At 60.7% G+C, this 18,706-nt stretch carries 17 protein-coding genes; 9 read left to right on the top strand and 8 right to left on the bottom strand.

The genetic code is table 11. The features are described 5' to 3' along the window. Nucleotides 1-1,089: glycine--tRNA ligase subunit beta (gene glyS, locus ACM64M_RS09260; protein WP_416228395.1), on the top strand; the 1,089-nt coding region annotated here is incomplete at its 5' end. A gap of 53 nt (nt 1,090-1,142) precedes the next feature. Beyond that, nucleotides 1,143-3,812: a pyruvate, phosphate dikinase gene (ppdK, locus tag ACM64M_RS09255; protein ID WP_416228394.1), complete on the top strand. Its 2,670-nt coding sequence runs from the start codon at nt 1,143-1,145 to the stop codon at nt 3,810-3,812. Here ppdK and ACM64M_RS09250 read toward each other — a convergent pair. Continuing rightward, a complete protein-coding gene (locus ACM64M_RS09250; RefSeq protein WP_416228393.1) occupies nt 3,795-4,565 on the bottom strand; it encodes a methyltransferase in 771 nt (256 codons plus the stop codon). The two genes, ppdK and ACM64M_RS09250, sit on opposite strands and share 18 nt — an antisense overlap. Before the next feature lie 54 nt (nt 4,566-4,619). Here ACM64M_RS09250 and ACM64M_RS09245 point away from each other — a divergent pair, with 54 nt between their 5' ends. The 4 genes from ACM64M_RS09245 to ACM64M_RS09230 all read left to right on the top strand — a co-directional run bounded on the left by ACM64M_RS09245 (nt 4,620) and on the right by ACM64M_RS09230 (nt 8,621). Then, the gene (locus ACM64M_RS09245) at nt 4,620-5,405 is read left to right on the top strand and encodes a ComF family protein (protein ID WP_416228392.1); all 786 of its coding nucleotides are present in this window, start codon (nt 4,620-4,622) and stop codon (nt 5,403-5,405) included. A gap of 430 nt (nt 5,406-5,835) precedes the next feature. Further along, a complete protein-coding gene (gene hisI, locus ACM64M_RS09240; RefSeq protein ID WP_416228391.1) occupies nt 5,836-6,237 on the top strand; it encodes a phosphoribosyl-AMP cyclohydrolase in 402 nt (133 codons plus the stop codon). Nucleotides 6,238-6,305: 68 nt separating this feature from the next. Then, entirely contained in the window at nt 6,306-6,752 is a 447-nt protein-coding gene (locus ACM64M_RS09235; protein ID WP_416228405.1) for a MerR family transcriptional regulator, read from the top strand. Between the two features lie 63 nt (nt 6,753-6,815). Then, complete coding sequence (locus ACM64M_RS09230; RefSeq protein ID WP_416228390.1) at nt 6,816-8,621, top strand: acyl-CoA dehydrogenase C-terminal domain-containing protein; 1,806 nt, start codon at nt 6,816-6,818, stop codon at nt 8,619-8,621. Nucleotides 8,622-8,696: 75 nt separating this feature from the next. Here ACM64M_RS09230 and cysK read toward each other — a convergent pair whose 3' ends face one another. The 4 genes from cysK to tyrS all read right to left on the bottom strand — a co-directional run bounded on the left by cysK (nt 8,697) and on the right by tyrS (nt 12,653). After that, a complete protein-coding gene (gene cysK / locus ACM64M_RS09225; protein WP_416228389.1) occupies nt 8,697-9,617 on the bottom strand; it encodes a cysteine synthase A in 921 nt (306 codons plus the stop codon). A 1-nt stretch (nt 9,618) separates the two neighbouring features. Continuing rightward, on the bottom strand, nt 9,619-10,923 hold the full coding sequence (locus ACM64M_RS09220; RefSeq protein WP_416228388.1) for an MFS transporter: 1,305 nt from the start codon (nt 10,921-10,923) through the stop codon (nt 9,619-9,621). A gap of 68 nt (nt 10,924-10,991) precedes the next feature. Further along, nucleotides 10,992-11,330, bottom strand: a complete 339-nt coding sequence (locus tag ACM64M_RS09215) for a PilZ domain-containing protein (protein WP_416228387.1) — start codon at nt 11,328-11,330, stop codon at nt 10,992-10,994. Nucleotides 11,331-11,423: 93 nt separating this feature from the next. Continuing rightward, a complete protein-coding gene (gene tyrS, locus ACM64M_RS09210) occupies nt 11,424-12,653 on the bottom strand; it encodes a tyrosine--tRNA ligase (protein ID WP_416228386.1) in 1,230 nt (409 codons plus the stop codon). Between the two features lie 76 nt (nt 12,654-12,729). On the opposite strand from tyrS, the gene ACM64M_RS09205 reads away from it, so the two are divergent. Continuing rightward, entirely contained in the window at nt 12,730-13,263 is a 534-nt protein-coding gene (locus tag ACM64M_RS09205) for a hypothetical protein (protein WP_416228385.1), read from the top strand. 185 nt (nt 13,264-13,448) lie between these two features. Here ACM64M_RS09205 and ACM64M_RS09200 read toward each other — a convergent pair whose 3' ends face one another. Continuing rightward, nucleotides 13,449-13,949 (bottom strand): TspO/MBR family protein, encoded by a 501-nt coding sequence (locus ACM64M_RS09200; protein ID WP_416228384.1) that lies wholly within the window; start codon nt 13,947-13,949, stop codon nt 13,449-13,451. Between the two features lie 77 nt (nt 13,950-14,026). Here ACM64M_RS09200 and ACM64M_RS09195 point away from each other — a divergent pair, with 77 nt between their 5' ends. Continuing rightward, nucleotides 14,027-15,244: an exo-beta-N-acetylmuramidase NamZ domain-containing protein gene (locus ACM64M_RS09195; protein WP_416228383.1), complete on the top strand. Its 1,218-nt coding sequence runs from the start codon at nt 14,027-14,029 to the stop codon at nt 15,242-15,244. Between the two features lie 83 nt (nt 15,245-15,327). Further along, nucleotides 15,328-16,620 (top strand): spinster family MFS transporter, encoded by a 1,293-nt coding sequence (locus ACM64M_RS09190; protein WP_416228382.1) that lies wholly within the window; start codon nt 15,328-15,330, stop codon nt 16,618-16,620. Here the strand turns inward: ACM64M_RS09190 and ACM64M_RS09185 are convergent. Both ACM64M_RS09185 and ACM64M_RS09180 read right to left on the bottom strand, forming a co-directional pair. Next, the gene (locus ACM64M_RS09185) at nt 16,530-17,465 is read right to left on the bottom strand and encodes a DUF817 domain-containing protein (RefSeq protein WP_416228381.1); all 936 of its coding nucleotides are present in this window, start codon (nt 17,463-17,465) and stop codon (nt 16,530-16,532) included. The two genes, ACM64M_RS09190 and ACM64M_RS09185, sit on opposite strands and share 91 nt — an antisense overlap. Further along, complete coding sequence (locus ACM64M_RS09180) at nt 17,462-18,646, bottom strand: vWA domain-containing protein (protein WP_416228380.1); 1,185 nt, start codon at nt 18,644-18,646, stop codon at nt 17,462-17,464. Before ACM64M_RS09180 ends, ACM64M_RS09185 begins: the two co-directional genes overlap by 4 nt. Nucleotides 18,647-18,706: the final 60 nt, after the last annotated feature.

Raw genomic sequence — 18,706 nt, 5'->3', positions numbered from 1 at the left:
CCCCCGGCCCCCCCCCCCCGGGGGGGCCCCCCCCCGCGGGGGGCCCCCCCCGGGGCGCCGGCCCCCCCCGGCGCGGGGACGCGCGAGGAGTTAGCCAACCTCGCCGAACAGGCCGCACGCCTGTGCAAGGCCGATCTGGTCACCGAGATGGTCGGCGAATTTCCCGAATTGCAGGGCCTAATGGGCGGATATTACGCCGCGAAGGAAGGCTTGCCGGTCGAGGTTTCGGACGCGATCCGCGATCATTACAAGCCGGTGGGGCAGGGCGATGATGTGCCGACTGCGCCTGTTACGGTGGCTGTCAGTCTGGCAGATAAGCTTGATAACTTAATAGAATTTTTCGCTGTAGATGAGCGACCAACCGGTTCGAAAGATCCTTATGCTTTACGTCGAGCAGCGCTGGGAACCATACAAACAATTTTCGCCAATGGCCTTCGATTGAACCTCGCCAAGGTTGCTCTTGCCCAAACGGTTGGAAGAGCTTTTGATATTTCCGAGCAAACTTTGGGACGTCAAATCGTCGATTTCTTCGCTGACCGATTGAAGGTTCAGCAAAGAGAAGCTGGCGTACGACACGACATCGTCGATGCTGTCACAGAACTTGTTGAAGAGGACGATCTCGTCCGGCTGCTCGCCCGTGTCCATGCTCTTCAGGCATTTATCGAAACAGAAAACGGCACCAACCTGCTGGCCGGATACAAGCGCGCTGCGAACATCCTCAAAAAGGAAAACCACACCGTCACCCCAGCGAAAGCTGGGGTCTCAAGCGATGGAGCTCAGGTGCCTGAGATGCCAGCTTTCGCTGGCATGACGGACTTTGAGATTTCCTACTCGCCCGAAACAGCCGAAAGGGCGCTGATCGATGCGCTGGCCGAGGCCGCGCCCACTGCGGAGCAGGCGGTGCGCACAGAGCGTTTCGCAGACGCCATGGCGGCGCTGGCCACCCTGCGCGGGCCGATTGACGCCTTTTTCGACGAGGTGACCGTCAATGATGACGATTCTGCCAAGCGCGAAGCCCGCCTCAACCTGCTTGCGCGCTTCACCGCCGCGGTTGGCAATGTCGCAGATTTCAGCCGGATCGAGGGGTAATTCTTCGCCCCTTGGACCGTGTTCCATGTGTTCCATCCTGTAGGACTTCAACGATGCAAACAGTCTATCCCTTTGGCGGCAACGCGCCCCACGACGATCCCCGGCAGCGGGACAAGACCGTCACCGGCGGCAAGGGTGCGAACCTTGCTGAAATGGCGAGCATCGGCCTGCCGGTCCCGCCGGGCTTCACCATCACGACCGAGGAATGCGTGCGCTATCTGCAAGCGGGCGAATCGTTTCGTGACGAGCTGAAAGCCGAGGTGGCCAAAGCGCTCACCCATATCGAAGCCGCCGTTGGTAAGCGGTTTGGCGATGCGGCGGACCCGATGCTGGTTTCGGTGCGTTCGGGCGCGCGCGTTTCGATGCCGGGGATGATGGACACGGTGCTCAATCTGGGCCTGAACGATGCCACGGTCGAAGGTCTGGCAAACACCAGCGAAGATGAACGCTTCGCGTGGGACAGCTATCGCCGGTTTATCCAGATGTACTCCGACGTGGTGCTCGGCCTCGATCACGGGCTGTTCGAAGAAGCGCTGGAGATCGTCAAGGAAGACAATGGCTTTTACGCCGATACCGAGCTGTCAGCGGATGACTGGCGCAGTATCGTTGGCCAGTTCAAGGGTATCGTTGAAGAGGAATGGGGCAAACCCTTCCCGCAGGACGTGCATGAACAGCTTTGGGGCGCGATCCGCGCGGTGTTCGATAGCTGGGACAGCGACCGGGCGAAGGTCTATCGCCGGCTTAACGACATCCCCGGTGATTGGGGCACAGCGGTCAATGTGCAGGCGATGGTGTTCGGCAATATGGGCGACACCAGCGCCACCGGGGTCGCCTTTACCCGCGATCCGGCGACCGGCGTGCGCGCCTATTACGGCGAATATCTGATCAACGCGCAGGGTGAGGACGTGGTCGCGGGCATCCGCACGCCGCAATATCTGACCCATGCCGCGCGCGAGGCCGCCGGGGCAAAGGCGCCGAGTATGGAAGAGGCGATGCCCGGCGCTTATGGCGAATTGGCGCGGGTGTTCGACCTGCTCGAGGCGCATTACAAGGACATGCAGGACATCGAGTTCACTGTGGAGCGCGGGAAACTGTGGATGCTGCAAACCCGCTCGGGCAAACGCACCGCCAAGGCTGCGCTCAAAATGGCGGTGGAGATGGTGGGCGAGGGGCTGATCGACCAATCCGAAGCCGTGCGCCGGATCGATCCGATGGCGCTCGATCAATTGCTGCACCCGACGCTTGATCCGCAGGCGCCGCGCGATGTGCTCACCTCCGGCCTGCCTGCATCGCCAGGCGCGGCGGCGGGCAAGATCGTGCTGGATGCCGACACCGCCGAACAATGGGCGAACCGCGGAGAAAAGGTCATTCTGGTGCGGGTCGAAACCAGCCCAGAGGACATCCACGGCATGCACGCGGCGCAGGGCATTCTGACCGCGCGCGGCGGGATGACCAGCCACGCGGCGGTGGTGGCGCGCGGCATGGGCCGCCCCTGCGTATCGGGCGCGGGCGCTGTGTCGATCGACCGCAATTCGCGCAAGCTGCGGATTGGCTCACACGAATTGAGCGAAGGCGATGAAATCACGCTCGACGGCACCACCGGTCAGGTGATGCTGGGCATTGTGCCCACGGTCGAGCCGGAACTTGTTGGCGATTTTGGCACATTGATGGTCTGGGCCGATGAATTGCGGCGGATGCGGGTGCGCACCAATGCCGAAACGCCCGAGGATTGCCGGATGGCGCGGCAATTCGGGGCCGAGGGGATCGGGCTGTGCCGGACCGAGCATATGTTCTTTGAGGCGTCGCGCATCAGCGCGGTGCGCCAGATGATCCTGGCCGAAGACGAAGCCGGGCGGCGGCGGGCTCTGGCGCAATTGCTGCCCGAACAGCGCGCCGATTTTACCGCGATTTTCGAAGTGATGGCAGGGCTGCCCTGCACAATCCGCCTGCTCGATCCGCCGCTCCACGAATTCCTGCCGACCCGCGATGAGGAATTTGCCGAACTCTCCGATGCGACCGGGCTGGGGGTCGATCATCTGCGGCGGCGCGCGGATGAATTGCATGAATTCAACCCGATGCTGGGCCATCGCGGCTGCCGTCTGGGGATCACTTACCCAGAAATCTACGAAATGCAGGCGCGCGCCATTTTTGAAGCGGTCTGCGATGTGCAGGCGGCATCAGGTAAAGCTCCCTTGCCCGAAATCATGATCCCGTTGGTGGCCACCCGGCGCGAATTGGCGATCCTCAAAGCGTTGATCGACCGCGTGGCAGAGGAAGTGTTCACCGAAAAAGGCGCGCGGGTCGACTATCTCGTCGGCACCATGATCGAACTGCCGCGCGCGGCCTTGATGGCGGGCGACATTGCGCAGGAGGCCGCATTCTTCAGCTTTGGCACCAACGATCTGACGCAGACGACATTGGGCGTATCGCGTGACGATTCGGCGCGGTTCCTTGCGCCTTACGTCGATAAGGGCATTTTCCCGCGCGATCCGTTTGTCAGCCTCGACATTGAAGGGGTTGGCCAATTGGTCGAACTCGCGGCAGAGCGGGGCAGGGCAACCCGCACCGAAATCAAGCTGGGCATTTGCGGCGAGCATGGCGGCGATCCGGCCTCGATTGCATTCTGCGAGCAAGTCGGGCTCGATTACGTCAGCGCCTCCCCCTACCGCGTGCCGATCGCGCGGCTTGCGGCGGCGCAGGCGGGACTAGCGGCCGGCAAGTGACCGCCGGCCTGTCAGGGTGATGATCTCAAAGGTTTCCGAGACCTTGCCGTCGTCGTCGGCCAGAGCCAGGAAAGCGGCGCGCGCGCGCTCCAATGCGGCCTTGCCCAGCGGCGGCGCAGGATCGGCAAGCGCGCCTGTCAGACCCTGATCGCGCAGGTCATTGACGAGCCGGTCGAGCGAGGAATAGCGGACCGTCAGCCGGTGGGTATCGACCACCGGGTCCTTCCACCCAGCACGCTGGAGCAATTGCGGCGCGGCGCGGTGATCGACCATCGGATGAATGCGCGCCGCTGGCCGCTCCCCATCCGCCGCCAGCATTGCGGCGCGCAGGCGCGGCAGGCTCGCTCCGCCGACAAAGCTGGCGATTGCAAGCCCTCCGGGTGCCAAAGCATAGCGCAGGTGGATGAGCGCGCCGGGCAGATCGTTGACCGCATCCAGCTGCCCCACGATGGCCGCGAGATCATAGGGACCGCCCGCAATCGGCTGCGCGGGATCGGCGGTGTGGTCTGCGTGCAGGAAACCGTCCGAAAGCCTTAGGAACGCGGCTAGCTCGGCTGAGCACGCGCCGATCACTAGCGACCGGCCCGGTGTGTGCCGAACAAACGCTAGCCGTTCGATAATGTCATCGCAAATGTCGTCGATGATGAAGCGCGCCGCATCGGGGCCTTGCCGTCGCCGCCTCTCTGAACGCAGCGTCCGGTTGACGCGGCGGGGTTCGGCAAAGATGCGCGGGACACTGGCGGCGGAGTTCATGCATGTGCCCCTGCCGCGCTTGCACCGGCAGCGCAAGAGGTGCAGACGGAGCGGATGGGGTGGCGGTCGCAGCTTGGCACCAGTGTGAAAGAGGGTTTGGGACCGATCATCGATCTGGTCTACCCGCCGCGCTGCCCGCTATGCGGAGCAGCGATCGCGGCGCAGGGCGGGCTTTGCGCGGATTGCTGGAGCGAGCTTGAATTTCCCGGCAATCCGGCCTGCGCCGCTTGTCAGCGGCCAATGGGCTCTGCCGCCGCAGTGAAATCGGATCAGTGCTATTCCTGCAATCTTGCCCCGCCGCACCATGCGGGGATCGCGGCGGCGACGATTTATAACGACGCCTCGCGCAAGCTAATTCTCAGCTTCAAGCACGGCGGAAAGATCGCCTTGGCGGGGCTGCTCGGGCGGTTGATGGCGGGGCGTCTGGATGACCCGGAGGGCGAGCCGCCACTGATTGTCCCGGTTCCGCTCCACCGCCTGCGGATTTGGCAGCGCGGTTACAATCAGGCGGCGTTGCTGGCGCAGGAATTGTCCCGCCACGGCAAGGGTGAACTGGCGGTCGATGCTTTGGTTCGGCAAAAACGCACGCCGAGCCTTGGCGGATTGGGGCAGGAGGCCCGCCGTATGGCGCTGAGCGGGGCAATTGCGGTGCGCAGCGGTGCAGGCGCAATGATTGCCCATCGCCGCGTCATACTTGTCGATGATGTGCTGACCAGCGGCGCGACCACCGATGCCTGTGTCGCCGCGCTGCTGGATGCAGGAGCGGCATCGGTCAGGATCGCCTGCTTTGCCCGTGTGGTCGATGGCCGGGGTATGGAGACAGGGAACCGGGCACGCTAGCGGCGGAGCCCCAACCCTGCATCCGATAAACGAAACGCCCGAGGCCGTTACAGCCCCGGGCGCCGCGTGACGAAATGGATTGGTTTCGCTCAAGAAGAGCTCAGACAGCGACCCCCTAACTTCGCTATCAGAAACCGGTCCCTCATCGTTCAACTGGCCGTCCGACACCCCGTTGTCGGCTCTGGCCAATCACCCCCTGAACCTGGCACTCTGTGTTGCCATGTCTGGTGGATGAGCGCTTTCGCACTCAATGGCGGCTTTCTTCCATTCCTCTTACCGATGGTGAAGTGTAAACGCGCGGCTACGTATATTTTGTGCGGTGCCTGTTGTTATCGTGCAACAAACTGTCGCATAGCACGACCATCTCGCCGCGTTTGCGTCAATACCTTGCCCAGACACAACACATGTGCAGATCATCTGGAGGTCCACTTTGAACGAATCGCAGGCGCTTTCATCGCGGGAACGCGAACAGGGCACACAATTTTCCCCGAAGTTTGATGCCGCCGGTTTGCTGACGGCGGTCGTTGTCGATGCTGCGACACAGGCGGTGCTGGTGGTGGCCTTTATGAATGATGCGGCGCTGGTGCAGACGCGCCTGACGGGCAAGGTTCATTTCTGGTCGCGGTCACGCGGCGCGCTGTGGTTGAAGGGGGAAACCTCCGGGAATTTTCTGCATGTTGAGGAGATTTTGGTCGATTGCGATCAAGATGCGCTGGTGATCCGGGCGCGGCCAGCGGGGCCGACATGCCACACGGGTGAGGCGAGCTGCTTTTACCGCAGGCTTAATCCCGGTGCGCCTGACGCCAGCGCTCTCGTAAAGGTCAAGACTTGACGCTCACGTAAAGGGAAGGTATGGCATTGGGCATGGCTACAGCACCCAATTACAAGACCGACCAGATGATGGACACAAGCGCAGATAAGGCCGCTGGCAAACCGCGCCGCAACGGCGCGCATCTTGATCGCCCAGACAAACATGCGCGCGAACAGTTTTCGATTTCGGATCTGACTTCCGAATTCGACTGCACCGCCCGCGCGCTGCGTTTCTATGAGGACGAAGGTCTGATCAATCCGGCCCGCGTCGGATTGACCCGCGTCTATTCCAAACGCGACCGTGCGCGGCTTGCCTGGATTATGCGCGCCAAGAATGTTGGTTTCAGCCTGACCGAAATCCGCGAGATGATCGACCTGTATGATCTCGATGACGGCCGCGTCGAACAACGCCGCGTCACGATCGAGAAATGCAAGGCGCATATCGCCAAGTTAAAGGCGCAGCGCGCCGACATCGATTCCTCGATCAAGGAATTGACCAGTTTCGTCGCCGAGATTCAGAATCTTGATCTTGGCTGACACGCTCTCGCAAACCTGATCCCTTAATTCAAAACCGTTCACGCAATCAAAGGAGGTCTCCCGATGCCGACCTATACCGCTCCCACCCGCGACACGCGCTTTGTCGTCAACGAAATGCTCGACCTTGCAAGTTATGGCAATCTGCCGGGCTTTGAAAACGCAACCACCGACATGATCGACACGGTCATCAACGAAGCCGGCAAATTCTGCGCCGAGGTTCTCGCCCCGCTCAACCAGATTGGTGATGAACAGGGCTGCACAAGGAACGAAGATGGATCGGTGACGACACCAGACGGCTTCAAACAGGCCTATGATGCCTATGTCGAAAGCGGTTGGGGCACGATTGCAAAGCCTGAGGAATTCGGCGGGCAGGGCCTGCCCCATGTGCTTGGCTTTGTGGTTGAGGAATACACCGGCACCGCCAATCAGGCATTCGCCATGTATCCCGGCCTGACCAATGGCGCGACCGCCGCGATTGAGGCCGCCGGGTCGCAGGAGCAGAAAGAAACCTATCTGCCCAGGATGATTGCGGGCGAATGGTCAGGCACGATGAACCTGACAGAGCCGCATTGCGGCACCGATCTCGGCATGATCCGCACCAAGGCAGAGCCGCAGGCGGATGGTTCCTATGCAATCACCGGCACCAAGATTTTCATTTCGGCGGGTGAGCATGACCTGACCAGCAATATCATCCATCTGGTGCTGGCCAAGACTCCCGGCGCGCCCGACAGTTCAAAAGGCATCTCGCTGTTCATCGTCCCCAAATTCATCCTTGATGAAAATGGCGAGCCGGGGGAACGCAACGCGGTGTCGTGTGGCTCTATCGAAAAGAAGATGGGCATCCACGGCAATTCCACCTGCGTGCTGAATTATGACGGCGCTAAAGGCTGGATGATCGGGGAAGAGAACCGGGGTCTGGCCGCGATGTTCGTGATGATGAACGCCGCACGTCTGGGCGTCGGCCTTCAGGGTCTGGCGCAGGCCGAGGTCGCCTATCAGAACGCTGTGACCTATGCGCTCGACCGGCGTCAGGGGCGCGCGCTGACGGGGCCGGTTGATACCGAAGCCAAGGCTGACCCGATCTTTGTCCACCCCGATGTCCGCCGGATGCTGATGGACGCCAAGGTGTTCAACGAAGGCATGCGCGCCTTGTGCCTGTGGGGCGCGCTGCAGGTGGACCTGACGCACAAGGCCCAGACCGAAGAGGAGCGTCAGCTGGCCGACGATCTGATCGGGCTGATGACCCCGGTGATCAAGGGATATGGCACTGACAAGGGCTATGACATCGCCAACAACATGCAGCAGGTTTACGGTGGCCACGGTTATGTCCGCGAATGGGGCATGGAACAATTCGTCCGCGATAGCCGCATTGCGATGATTTACGAAGGCACCAACGGGGTGCAGGCAATGGACCTGTGCGGCCGCAAACTGGCGAGCAAGGGCGGCCGCGCAGTGCAGGCGTTCTTCAAGATGATCGACGACGAAATTGCCGCTGCCAAACAAAATGCTGATCTCGCACCGATTGCCGAACGCCTGGAAAAGGCACTGGGTGAACAAAAGGCGGCGACCATGTGGTTCATGCAGAATGCGATGGCCAATCCCAACCATCTGGGCGCAGGCGCGCATCATTACATGCATTTGATGGGGATCGTAACGCTGGGTTTCTTCTGGCTGAAAATGGCCAAGGTCGCATCGGCGGCGCTGGCCGGGAATCCCGAAGACCGGGCCTTTTACGAAGCCAAGATGACGTCTGCGTCCTATTATTCAGAGCGATTCCTGCCAGACACAGGGGCTCTGCGGCGCAAGCTGGAAGCGGGCAGCGACGCGATGATGGCGCTTCCGCAGGAGGCTTTCGCCACCGCAGCTTGACGGGTTACCCGGTTCGTCATGAAAAAGGCCCGGTTCTGGGGGGAACCGGGCCTTTATTTCGTTCAGGATCGGGGATTATTCGACCGGCAGGAAATCGGGCACCGAAAGATAGCGTTCACCAGTGTCGTAATTGAAGCCAAGCACCCGGCTTCCCGCAGGCAGATCGGGCAATTTCTTGGCAATCGCGGCCAGAGTGGCTCCCGATGAAATGCCGATCAGCATCCCTTCCTCGCGCGCGGCGCGGCGGGCCATTTCCTTGGCGTCTTCGGGGGCGACGGTGATCGCGCCATCGATGGCGTCAGTGTGGAGGTTGGCGGGGATGAACCCTGCGCCAATGCCCTGTATCGGATGCGGGCCGGGCTCTCCGCCATTGATGACGGGGGAGGCATCGGGTTCGACACCGTAAGCCTTGAACGCGGGCCAGTGCTGTTTGAGCGCCTCTGCACACCCGGTCAGATGGCCGCCAGTTCCGACCCCGGTGATCATCACATCAATCGGGCTATCGGCAAAATCAGCGAGGATTTCCTGCGCGGTCGTGCGCGCATGAACCGCCGGGTTTGCGCCATTGTCAAACTGGCTCGGCATCCATGCGCCCGGCGTCGTCTCGACGATTTCACTGGCCCGCTCAATTGCGCCTTTCATGCCCTTTTCCTTGGGCGTAAGGTCAAATGTCGCACCATAGGCAAGCATCAGGCGGCGACGTTCGACCGACATCGATTCGGGCATCACCAGCACCAGCGTGTATCCCTTGACCGCCGCAACCATCGCGAGCCCGATCCCGGTGTTGCCGCTGGTGGGTTCGACGATGGTGCCGCCGGGTTTCAGCAGGCCGCTGACCTCGGCATCTTCGACCATGGCCAGCGCGATCCGGTCCTTGATCGAACCGCCGGGATTTGCGCGTTCCGATTTGAGCCAGACCTCATGCGCCGGAAACAACCGCGCCAACCGGATATGCGGAGTGTTGCCAATCGTTTCCAGAATGTTTGCAGCTTTCATCTCAGGCCTCCTGAATTTTCTTGTGCGGCGCAGTGTCTAACACATTTTCGTGCGGGTTGTCGGGGGGATCGAAGCTTTTGGTGGTCCGCAGCACTGGGAATATTCGCGCCCAGAGCAACACCGTTACAATCGCGCCGGCTCCCCCTGCGACAATGGCGGCGACGGGCCCCATGACATAGGCCAGCGCGCCCGAAAACGCATCGCCGCCTTCGTTTGAGGCGCTGATGGTCATCATGCTGACCGATGAGACCCGCCCGCGCTTGTCATCAGGCGTGTGAAGCTGGATCAGCGATTGGCGAACGTAAACGCTGAACATGTCCGCCGCCCCAATCACAAACAGCATCGCCAGACTAAGCAGCAGGCTGGTCGACAGGCCGAACACAATCGTGGCGATGCCAAACACGCCCACGGCCCATAGCATCTTGGGCCCGACATTGGTGCGCAGCGGTCGGAATGAAAAGAATATCGCGGTAACCAAAGCGCCCGCCGGTGTCGCCGATGCCAGCAGCGCAAGGCCATTTTCGTCAGTGCCAATGATGTCGCGGGCAAACACCGGGATCAGCGCATTGGCTCCGGCCAGGAACACCGCAAACAGATCGAGCGTGATCGCACTCAGCACCATCTTGTTTTGCACAACATAACGCAGCCCATCGACAATCGCGCCAATGGGGCGCTGATCCTTGCGCATTGCAGGCTGCGGAACCTTGCCTACCAGTGCCAGCGCTATGGCCGATAATGCGAACAGTCCGGTGGCGATGGCATAGGGCAGGGCAGGCTCAAACGCATAGAGCACCGCGCCGATCGCGGGTCCGGCCAGCATCCCGACCTGCCATGAGATCGACGACAGCGCGATCGCGGTGGGCAGGATTGGCTTGGGCACCAGATTGGGCGCGAGCGCCGACAGGGCTGGACCGGCAAAACCGCGTGCAATCCCTAGCACCACGGCAATGCCGAACAGGATTGGCAATGACACTGCGCCGCTCCAGCTGAACCATGCCAAGGTCGCAGCGCAGCCAAATTGCAGCCCGACGGTGATCAACGCCAGCGCGCGGCGGTCAAACCGGTCAGCCGCCAATCCGGAAAACGGGGTGAGCACAAACAGCGGCAAGAATTGCAGCAGGCCGATGAGCGCCAGCTGGCCCGCGCCCTCTGCCATGCTCATCCCGCTGTCCCGCGCCAGATTATACGCCTGCCACTGGATCACCAGCAGCATCGCATATTGCGCCAACGTCATCGCCAGCCGCGCAAGCCAATAGGCGCGGAAATTATGGATCTGAAACGGATGAGTGGGCGCGGATTGGTTCACAACCTGCCCATGCCAGCCAAGCACGCGCCTGCCAAGCAAGCGCTTTGGTTATTGGCGAAAGCTAAGGTTTAGCGCGGACGGCGCAGGCGCGGGTTGGGTTGCAGCGTGTCGATGATGGCGACAAAATCATCGAGCCGGATAATCCGTTCAAACTGAAACCCGGCGCGTTCGTCGCGGGTCCAGATTACATAGGCCTCTATCCGGCCCACGACGGGCAGGCGGATGATGACCCGGTCGCCGCGGTCCAGCTTCACCGCATCATCGACCATAAATCCGTGCGCAGAAATATTGCAGACGTGCAAATTGATGTCGCCATGCGCGAAATGTTCGACGATCACCGGGAAATCGACCGGGTGACGCGCCGCGCGGCGCATATCGGTAACGCTTAGATTTGCTCCGGCAGCCACAGGCAACGGCCTCCTTTATCGTCTCCCGCACACACGGGCTTACCCCTAATGCGCGATAAAGGCTGATAATTGGTAAAGCCCGCCGGAGCCGGTCTAGCGCATCAGCAAGCCGTGCTTTTTCTTGCCCAGGCTGAGTTTGATCGGCGCGCCATCTTCCGCGATGACCACATATCCCTGATCAAGGATCGTCTCGCCGTCGATCTTGACCGCGCCCTCCATAATCTTGCGCTTCGCCTCACCATTGGAGGCGGTGAAGCCAATCTCGGTCAGCACCGCACCCAGCCGCATGCCCTCTGCGCCGATGGTCAGGGCTGGCAAATCTTCACCCGCGCCGCCGCCAACGAAGGTTTCGCGCGCAGTTGCCTCGGCAGTGCGCGCGGCATCGTCTCCGCGCACCAGTCTGGTCACTTCATTGGCGAGCACGACCTTGGCATCGTTGATCTCCGCGCCCTCCAGCGCATCGAGCCGCGCGATTTCTTCAAGCGGCAGATCGGTGAACAGTCGCAAGAACCGCCCGACATCGCGGTCATCGCAATTGCGCCAATATTGCCAGAAATCATAGGCGGGCAATTGCTCTTCGTTGAGCCACACCGCACCGTTCACGCTCTTGCCCATCTTGCCGCCATCCGCCGTGGTCAGCAGCGGGGTGGTGACCCCGAACACTTCGATCCCGTCCATCCGCCGGGTCAGTTCGATTCCGTTGACAATATTGCCCCATTGATCGCTGCCGCCCATTTGCAACCGGCACCCGTAACGCTGCGACAATTCGCGGAAGTCATAGGCTTGCAGGATCATGTAATTGAATTCGAGGAAGCTCAGCGACTGTTCGCGGTCGAGCCGCTGTTTGACCGAATCGAAACTGAGCATCCGGTTGACCGAGAAATGCTGACCCACTTCGCGCAGGAATGGGAGATATTCGAGCCGGTCGAGCCATTCGGCATTATCGACCATGATCGCGTCGGCAGGCCCATCGCCAAAGGACAGAAAGCGTTCAAATATACGCCGGATCGAGGCGACGTTTTCGGCGACCTTTTCATTGGTGAGCAACCCGCGTGCCTCATCCTTGAAACTGGGGTCGCCAATCTTGCCGGTGCCGCCACCCATCACGACAATCGGCTTGTGCCCCGCCTGTTGCAGACGCCGCAGCAGCATGATCTGCACCATCGAACCAACGTGCAGGCTGGGCGCGGTCGGATCAAAGCCGATATAGCCGGGCACGATCTGCTTTTGCGCCAGCGCATCCAGCGCAGCGGCATCGGTCATCTGGTGAATATAGCCGCGTTCGTCCAACAGACGCAGCAGCGATGATGAGTAAGTGGTCATGGCGGGCCGCTTATCAGTGTGCGCGGCGCCCTGCTAGTGGCTTGCTCAGCCGGGCGGGCTGGGCGATATGGAGAGCATGAAACCATTGATGCTTCACCAGACCTGCAACCTTGGCCCGATCAAGGCTGTGACCGCTAGCATCAAAGCCACGCCCGGCGGGTGCGAGGCGGAATTTTGTATCGAAGGCGGGGTTGACCAGATTGTGCTGCCGCCCGCAGCGCCCTCTGTGCGGACCGATGATCTTTGGACGACCACTTGTTTCGAGATTTTCTGGCAACCGATTGGCGGAACGTATTACCGCGAATTCAACCTCTCGCCCTCGGGGCGCTGGGCGGCGTATGATTTCGATGACTTCCGCGAAGGGATGCGGGATGCGCCGGTCGATGCAATTGCGCTAAGCAGTGTGCGGGCCTCGCAAAACGGGCTGGGGCAATTGATCCTGAAGGCCAGCATTGCCGCCGAATTGCCGGCCCCGGCGCAGGTCGCACTCAATGCGATTGTCGAACATGCGGACGGTACGCTGCAATTCTGGGCGTTGGCCTTTGCGCCGGGCAAACCGGAGTTCCATTCCGAAGCTTGCCGGCAGATCATTGTGGAACGCAGGGATTAGAACATTTTCCTACAGGCCGCGCGCCGGTTAAGGGACAGGTGAGCCAGCGCAGCCTTTGCACTCAGAAAGCGGCAGGCATGAATGCATTTTTGCCGGATAAGGTGTCAACCGAGGTTTTTTGCCATATTTGTCTGTTTTTCAGCGGGTTAAGGTGGATTTCTTAGGTTGACACCCTGTCAAATGTGTCAAGCAGATCCGGAGTTTTCGGGCTTGCCGCCAAATGGCGCGTTCAATTGCACGATCTTCCAATTGAGGAAGAATGCAAAGCTGACCCAGGCCAAATAGGGCGCGTTAAGCCACCCGGCGAGCGCGGAATATTCGGGCAAGAACACGAATAGCGAAAGGACCGAAAGCCACAGAAAGACATTCTCGGCCAATGCCCAATCGGGCCGCTTTGCCTTGAAGAACAGCGGTGACCAAGCGAAATGCAGGACAAAATTCACCGCAAACAGCGCCGCGATTGTGCCCAGCGCCTCTGGCGCAGCGGTCCATGCGAGGTAAAAACTCCAGCCCGACAGGCCGAGGATCACCGTCCAGGCCGGACCGAACAGCCAATCGGGTGGTTGCCAGCTCGGTTTTTTAAGCTCGCGGTACCACTGGCCAATATCGGTCAGCACGCCGCCCGCGCCGCCAAGAATGACGGCCCAGAGCGCGGCGATGATGGCGGGGGTCCATTCAATGTCCATAGGCCGCCGTCGATACACGGCGCGTGCCTTACTTCAAAGGATTGCGTTTGCACAAAGACTGTTCCAACCGGATTGGCATGACTGAAACCGTCCAATTCGGCATCGACCGGCTGCTCGACGACCCCGCTTTGCTTGGCGAGCTCAAGGGCCGCCGGGTGGCTTTGATCGCGCATCCCGCCAGTGTGGCGGGTGACCTGACGCATAGCCTCGATGCGCTGATCGCCGCCGGGGTGAATGTCACCAGCGCCTTTGGTCCGCAGCACGGGCTTAAGGGCGATAAACAGGACAATATGGTTGAAACCGCGGACGAAATCGATCCGCATTACGGCATTCCGGTGTTCTCGCTCTATGGCGAAGTGCGCCGCCCAACCGGGCAAATGATGTCGAGCGCGGATGTGTTCCTGTTCGATCTTCAGGATTTGGGTTGCCGGATCTACACTTTTGTCACCACGCTGCTGTATCTGCTGGAGGAAGCGGCGAAGCACGGCAAGGAAGTCTGGGTGCTCGACCGGCCCAATCCGGCGGGGCGTCCGGTCGAAGGGACGCTGTTGGTGCCGGGTCACGAAAGCTTTGTCGGGGCCGCGCCGATGCCGATGCGCCACGGGTTGACCATGGGTGAAATGGGGCACTGGTTTGTCGAACATTTCGGGCTCGACGTGATATACAAGGTGGTGGCGATGCGGGGCTGGCAGCCTGACGATGCCCCCGGATATGGCTGGCCGGAAAGTCGCATCTGGATCAACCCTTCGCCCAACGCCGCCAATGTGAACATGGCGCGCTGCTATGCCGGGACGGTGATGATCGAAGGCGCGACTTTGTCAGAGGGCAGGGGCACCACGCGCCCGCTCGAAGTGTTGTTTGGCGCGCCCGATGTCGATGCAAAGGCGGTGGCGCAGGAAATGCGCGCCCTCGCGCCGGATTGGTGCGCCGGCGTCATCATGCGCGAATGCTGGTTTGAACCGACCTTTCACAAACACGCCGGGAAACTGTGCAATGCGCTGATGCTGCACGCCGAAGGGCCGGATTACGATCACGACGCCTTCAAGCCGTGGCGTTGCCAAGCGCTCGCTTTCAAGGCGATTCGGCGGCTTTATCGCGATTACCCGCTGTGGCGCGGCAAGGACTTCAAATATGAATACACTGATGATGTGCTCGCCATCGACGTTATCAATGGCGGGCCGGCTTTGCGCGAATGGGTCGATGATGCTGCAGCAGCGCCGGACGCACTCGACGCACTGGCGCTGGCGGATGAAGCGGCATGGGTGCAGATGGTGCGGGGGTGCCTGCTGTATTGAGAGATCCCGAATGAGGCAGCGCGGCAGGCTGCTTAACAACAACAAAATGGCGGAGCGACCGCGATCAAAGAGAGGGTTTGCGAATGGCAACCACAGCAGTTGGGGCGCCCGGTACCCGCTCGGTCAGGGTGACCTTGTGGATCCTGTTGATCGTCTACATTTTCAATTTCATCGACCGCCAGATCGTTAACATTCTGGCCGAACCGATTGCTCGCGATCTCGACCTCAGCGACACTCAGATCGGGCTGATGACGGGTCTCGCCTTTGCGCTGTTCTACACTGTTCTGGGCATTCCGATTGCGCGTCTGGCTGATCGGGGAACGACCAGTCGCCCCAAAGTGATCGCAATCGCTCTGGCGATATGGTCGGCGATGACCGCGCTTTGCGGGTTGGCGCAAAATTTTGCCCAATTGCTGCTCGCCCGGATCGGGGTGGGAGTCGGGGAGGCAGGCTGCACTCCGCCCGCGCATTCGCTGATAAGCGATATTGTGCCGCCGGAACGCCGGAGTTCGGCATTGGCGTTCTACTCGCTGGGAATCCCGATTGGCACATTGCTCGGTATGATTATCGGCGGCACGCTGGCAGACTATGTGGGCTGGCGCGAAGCTTTCGTGATCGTTGGTCTGCCGGGGGTAACGTTGGCACTGGTCGTGTGGTTCGTGCTTAAGGATCCGCGCCACACCGATGCGCAGACGATCTTGCGCAATCAAAATCAGCCTGCTGCGCTGCCGATGATGGAGGCGCTCCATGTGGTGATGCGGTCGCGCGCATTTGTGTTGTTGCTGTGCGCGGGATCAGCGGCGGCATTCCTCGCTTACGGCAAGACCACCTGGACCACGATCTTCTTTCAGCGCACGCACGCTATGACGCCGGGCGAGGTCGGTTTCTGGTTCGGGATCGTCGGCGGAGTGGGAGGTATCTTTGGCACTTGGCTCGGCGGGTATCTCGCGGACCGGTTTGGCGCAAAGAATCGCCGCCATGTGTTAAGCGCGCCAGCAATAGGCATGGCGCTGGCGGTGCCGATCGCACTGTTTGCGTATCAGGCTCCAACATGGCCGCTTGCCTTGCTGTTGCTTTTGATCCCCACCGTGTGCAATTCGTTCTATTACGGACCAACCTATTCCGCTGCGCAGGGTCTGGTTCCGATCAAGGCACGGGCGATTGCGGCGGCGACGCTGCTGTTTTTCCAGAACCTGATCGGGTTGGGGCTGGGACCGTTGTTTTTCGGGATGTTGTCCGACTGGCTGCAACCGAGTTACGGTGAGCAGAGCGTGCGCTATGTGCTCTACGGAGCGGCGATGTTGGGATTGGTGCCAGCGTTTTTCTTCTGGCGCTGCGGATTGCGGCTCAACGAGGAGCTTGACCAGAAGGGCTGATCGGGCGTTTTTACCTCCTGCACCAACGTCACCAGCACAAAACTGATGAGCATCAGCAGATACCAACTGCCATATTTGGCGATGCTGACCATCTGCCACTCAGCCTCCTGCCCAGGATAGTTCCAGGCGTTGGCGAAGGTGGCGATGTTTTCGGCAATCCAGATGAACAGCGCAACCAGGGCAAAGCCGATCAGCAGCGGCATCCACCGATGGCTCTGCCAATTGCGGAAATGGACGCGGGTGCGCCAGAAGATCAGCGCCGTGGCGGCAAACAGTCCCCAGCGGACGTCCACTGTGTAGTGATGGGTGAAGAAGTTGACGTAGATCGCCGCCGCCAGCAGCCATGTGGCCCATGCGGGCGGGTAGTGGCTGAAGCGGAAGTCGAAGATCCGCCACACCCGCGCGATGTAGCTGCCGACGGCGGCATACATGAAGCCCGAAAACAGCGGCACCGCGCCGATGTGGAGCACGCTTTCCTCGGGGTAAGTCCATGATCCGGCAGCGGTTTTGAACAACTCCATCACCGTGCCGACAACATGGAAGATCAGGATCACCCGCGCCTCGCGCCAGGTTTCCAGACGGAAAGCGAGCATCGCGGCTTGAATGGCAATAGCGGCGAGGGTGAGGAAATCGTAGCGATGGAGGGTTGCGCTATCCGGGTCGAACAGGTGCGTGCCGAGCAGCAGGGCGAGCAGCAAGCCGCCGAACAGACAAGCCCAGCCTTGCTTGAAGCCAAACAACAGAAATTCGTAGAGCCACAGCCGCCAGCCCGTGCCGGGGTCGAAGGCTTCGAGCCGCTCGCGGACCTTTCGGAAACGCGAGTGGCCTTGCAGGTTAGCCCTCAATGCCCCTGCTTGCGGCTCAATTCCCGCATCGCTTCGTCCAGTCCGCCCAGCGTCAGGCCATACATCCGCCCGCCGACCAGCTCCTTCATGATCTTGGTCGATTGCGAATAGCCCCATTGCTTTTCCGGCACCGGGTTGAGCCACACGGTCGCGGGATAGGTGTCGGTTACACGCTTCATCCACGCGACCCCGGCTTCTTCGTTCATGTGCTCAACACTGCCGCCCGCATGGGTGATTTCATAGGGGCTCATCGCCGCATCGCCGACGAACACGACCTTGTAATCATGGCCGTATTTGTGGAGTATGTCCCAGGTCTTGGTGCGTTCCTGCCAGCGGCGCTTGTTGTCTTTCCACACCCCTTCGTAAAGGCAGTTGTGGAAGTAAAAGAATTCGAGGTTTTTGAATTCGGACGTGGCCGCGCTGAACAATTCTTCGACCAGTTTGATGAAGGGGTCCATCGACCCGCCGACATCAAGAAACAACAACAGCTTCACCGCATTGCGGCGCTCGGCGCGCATGTGGATGTCAAGCCAGCCCTGCTTTGCGGTGCCGTCTATCGTGGCGTCCAGATCGAGCTGATCCTGCGCTCCTTCGCGGGCAAAGCGGCGCAGCCGTCGCAGCGCCATCTTGATGTTGCGGGTGCCCAGTTCCTTGGTGTTGTCGAGGTTTTTGAACTCGCGCTTTTCCCAGACCTTGATCGCGCGCTTGTGCCGGCTTTCGCCGCCGATCCGCACGCCTTCGGGATTGTAGCCGGAATTGCCAAAAGGCGAGGTTCCGCCTGTGCCGATCCATTTGTTGCCGCCCTGATGGCGCTTTTCCTGTTCGGCCAGACGCTCTTTCAGCGTCTCCATGATTGTGTCCCAATCGCCGAGCTTCTCGATCTCCGCCATCTCTTCCTCGGTGAGGAATTTTTCGGCGACGGCTTTCAGCCAGTCTGCGGGAATATCGACCGGGTTCTGACCGTAATCGGTCATGATCCCCTTGAACACTTTGTGGAACACCTGATCGAATTTATCGAGCATCCCTTCGTCCTTCACGAAGGTCGCGCGGCTGAGATAATAGAACGCTTCGGGCGTCTGCTCGATCACATCCTTGTCGAGCGCCTCAAGCAGCGTGAGGTGTTCCTTGAAGCTTGCGCCGATACCGGCCTCGCGCAGCTCATCCATGAAGTTGAAAAACATTAGACCTGCGTAGCCTTGATGAATTCAGCTTTCCAGTCCTTTGCGAGCCCGCGCCGCAAG

Source organism: Qipengyuania sp. ASV99, assembly GCF_047872805.1.
GTDB lineage: Bacteria > Pseudomonadota > Alphaproteobacteria > Sphingomonadales > Sphingomonadaceae > Erythrobacter.
Note: the sequence above shows the minus strand (reverse complement) of the source record. Positions and strands in the feature narration are given on the sequence as shown.

Bases quoted from the DNA above. Each gene is read 5' to 3' on its own strand.
- ACM64M_RS09195 (WP_416228383.1), top strand. From the start codon at position 14,027: ATGACTGAAACCGTCCAATTCGGCATCGACCGGCTGCTCGACGACCCC.
- ppdK (WP_416228394.1), top strand. From the start codon at position 1,143: ATGCAAACAGTCTATCCCTTTGGCGGCAACGCGCCCCACGACGATCCC.
- ACM64M_RS09200 (WP_416228384.1), bottom strand. From the start codon at position 13,949: ATGGACATTGAATGGACCCCCGCCATCATCGCCGCGCTCTGGGCCGTC.
- ACM64M_RS09235 (WP_416228405.1), top strand. From the start codon at position 6,306: ATGGACACAAGCGCAGATAAGGCCGCTGGCAAACCGCGCCGCAACGGC.
- ACM64M_RS09230 (WP_416228390.1), top strand. From the start codon at position 6,816: ATGCCGACCTATACCGCTCCCACCCGCGACACGCGCTTTGTCGTCAAC.
- ACM64M_RS09245 (WP_416228392.1), top strand. From the start codon at position 4,620: ATGGGGTGGCGGTCGCAGCTTGGCACCAGTGTGAAAGAGGGTTTGGGA.
- tyrS (WP_416228386.1), bottom strand. From the start codon at position 12,653: ATGACCACTTACTCATCATCGCTGCTGCGTCTGTTGGACGAACGCGGC.
- ACM64M_RS09180 (WP_416228380.1), bottom strand. From the start codon at position 18,646: ATGTTTTTCAACTTCATGGATGAGCTGCGCGAGGCCGGTATCGGCGCA.
- cysK (WP_416228389.1), bottom strand. From the start codon at position 9,617: ATGAAAGCTGCAAACATTCTGGAAACGATTGGCAACACTCCGCATATC.
- ACM64M_RS09205 (WP_416228385.1), top strand. From the start codon at position 12,730: ATGAAACCATTGATGCTTCACCAGACCTGCAACCTTGGCCCGATCAAG.
- ACM64M_RS09190 (WP_416228382.1), top strand. From the start codon at position 15,328: ATGGCAACCACAGCAGTTGGGGCGCCCGGTACCCGCTCGGTCAGGGTG.
- ACM64M_RS09250 (WP_416228393.1), bottom strand. From the start codon at position 4,565: ATGAACTCCGCCGCCAGTGTCCCGCGCATCTTTGCCGAACCCCGCCGC.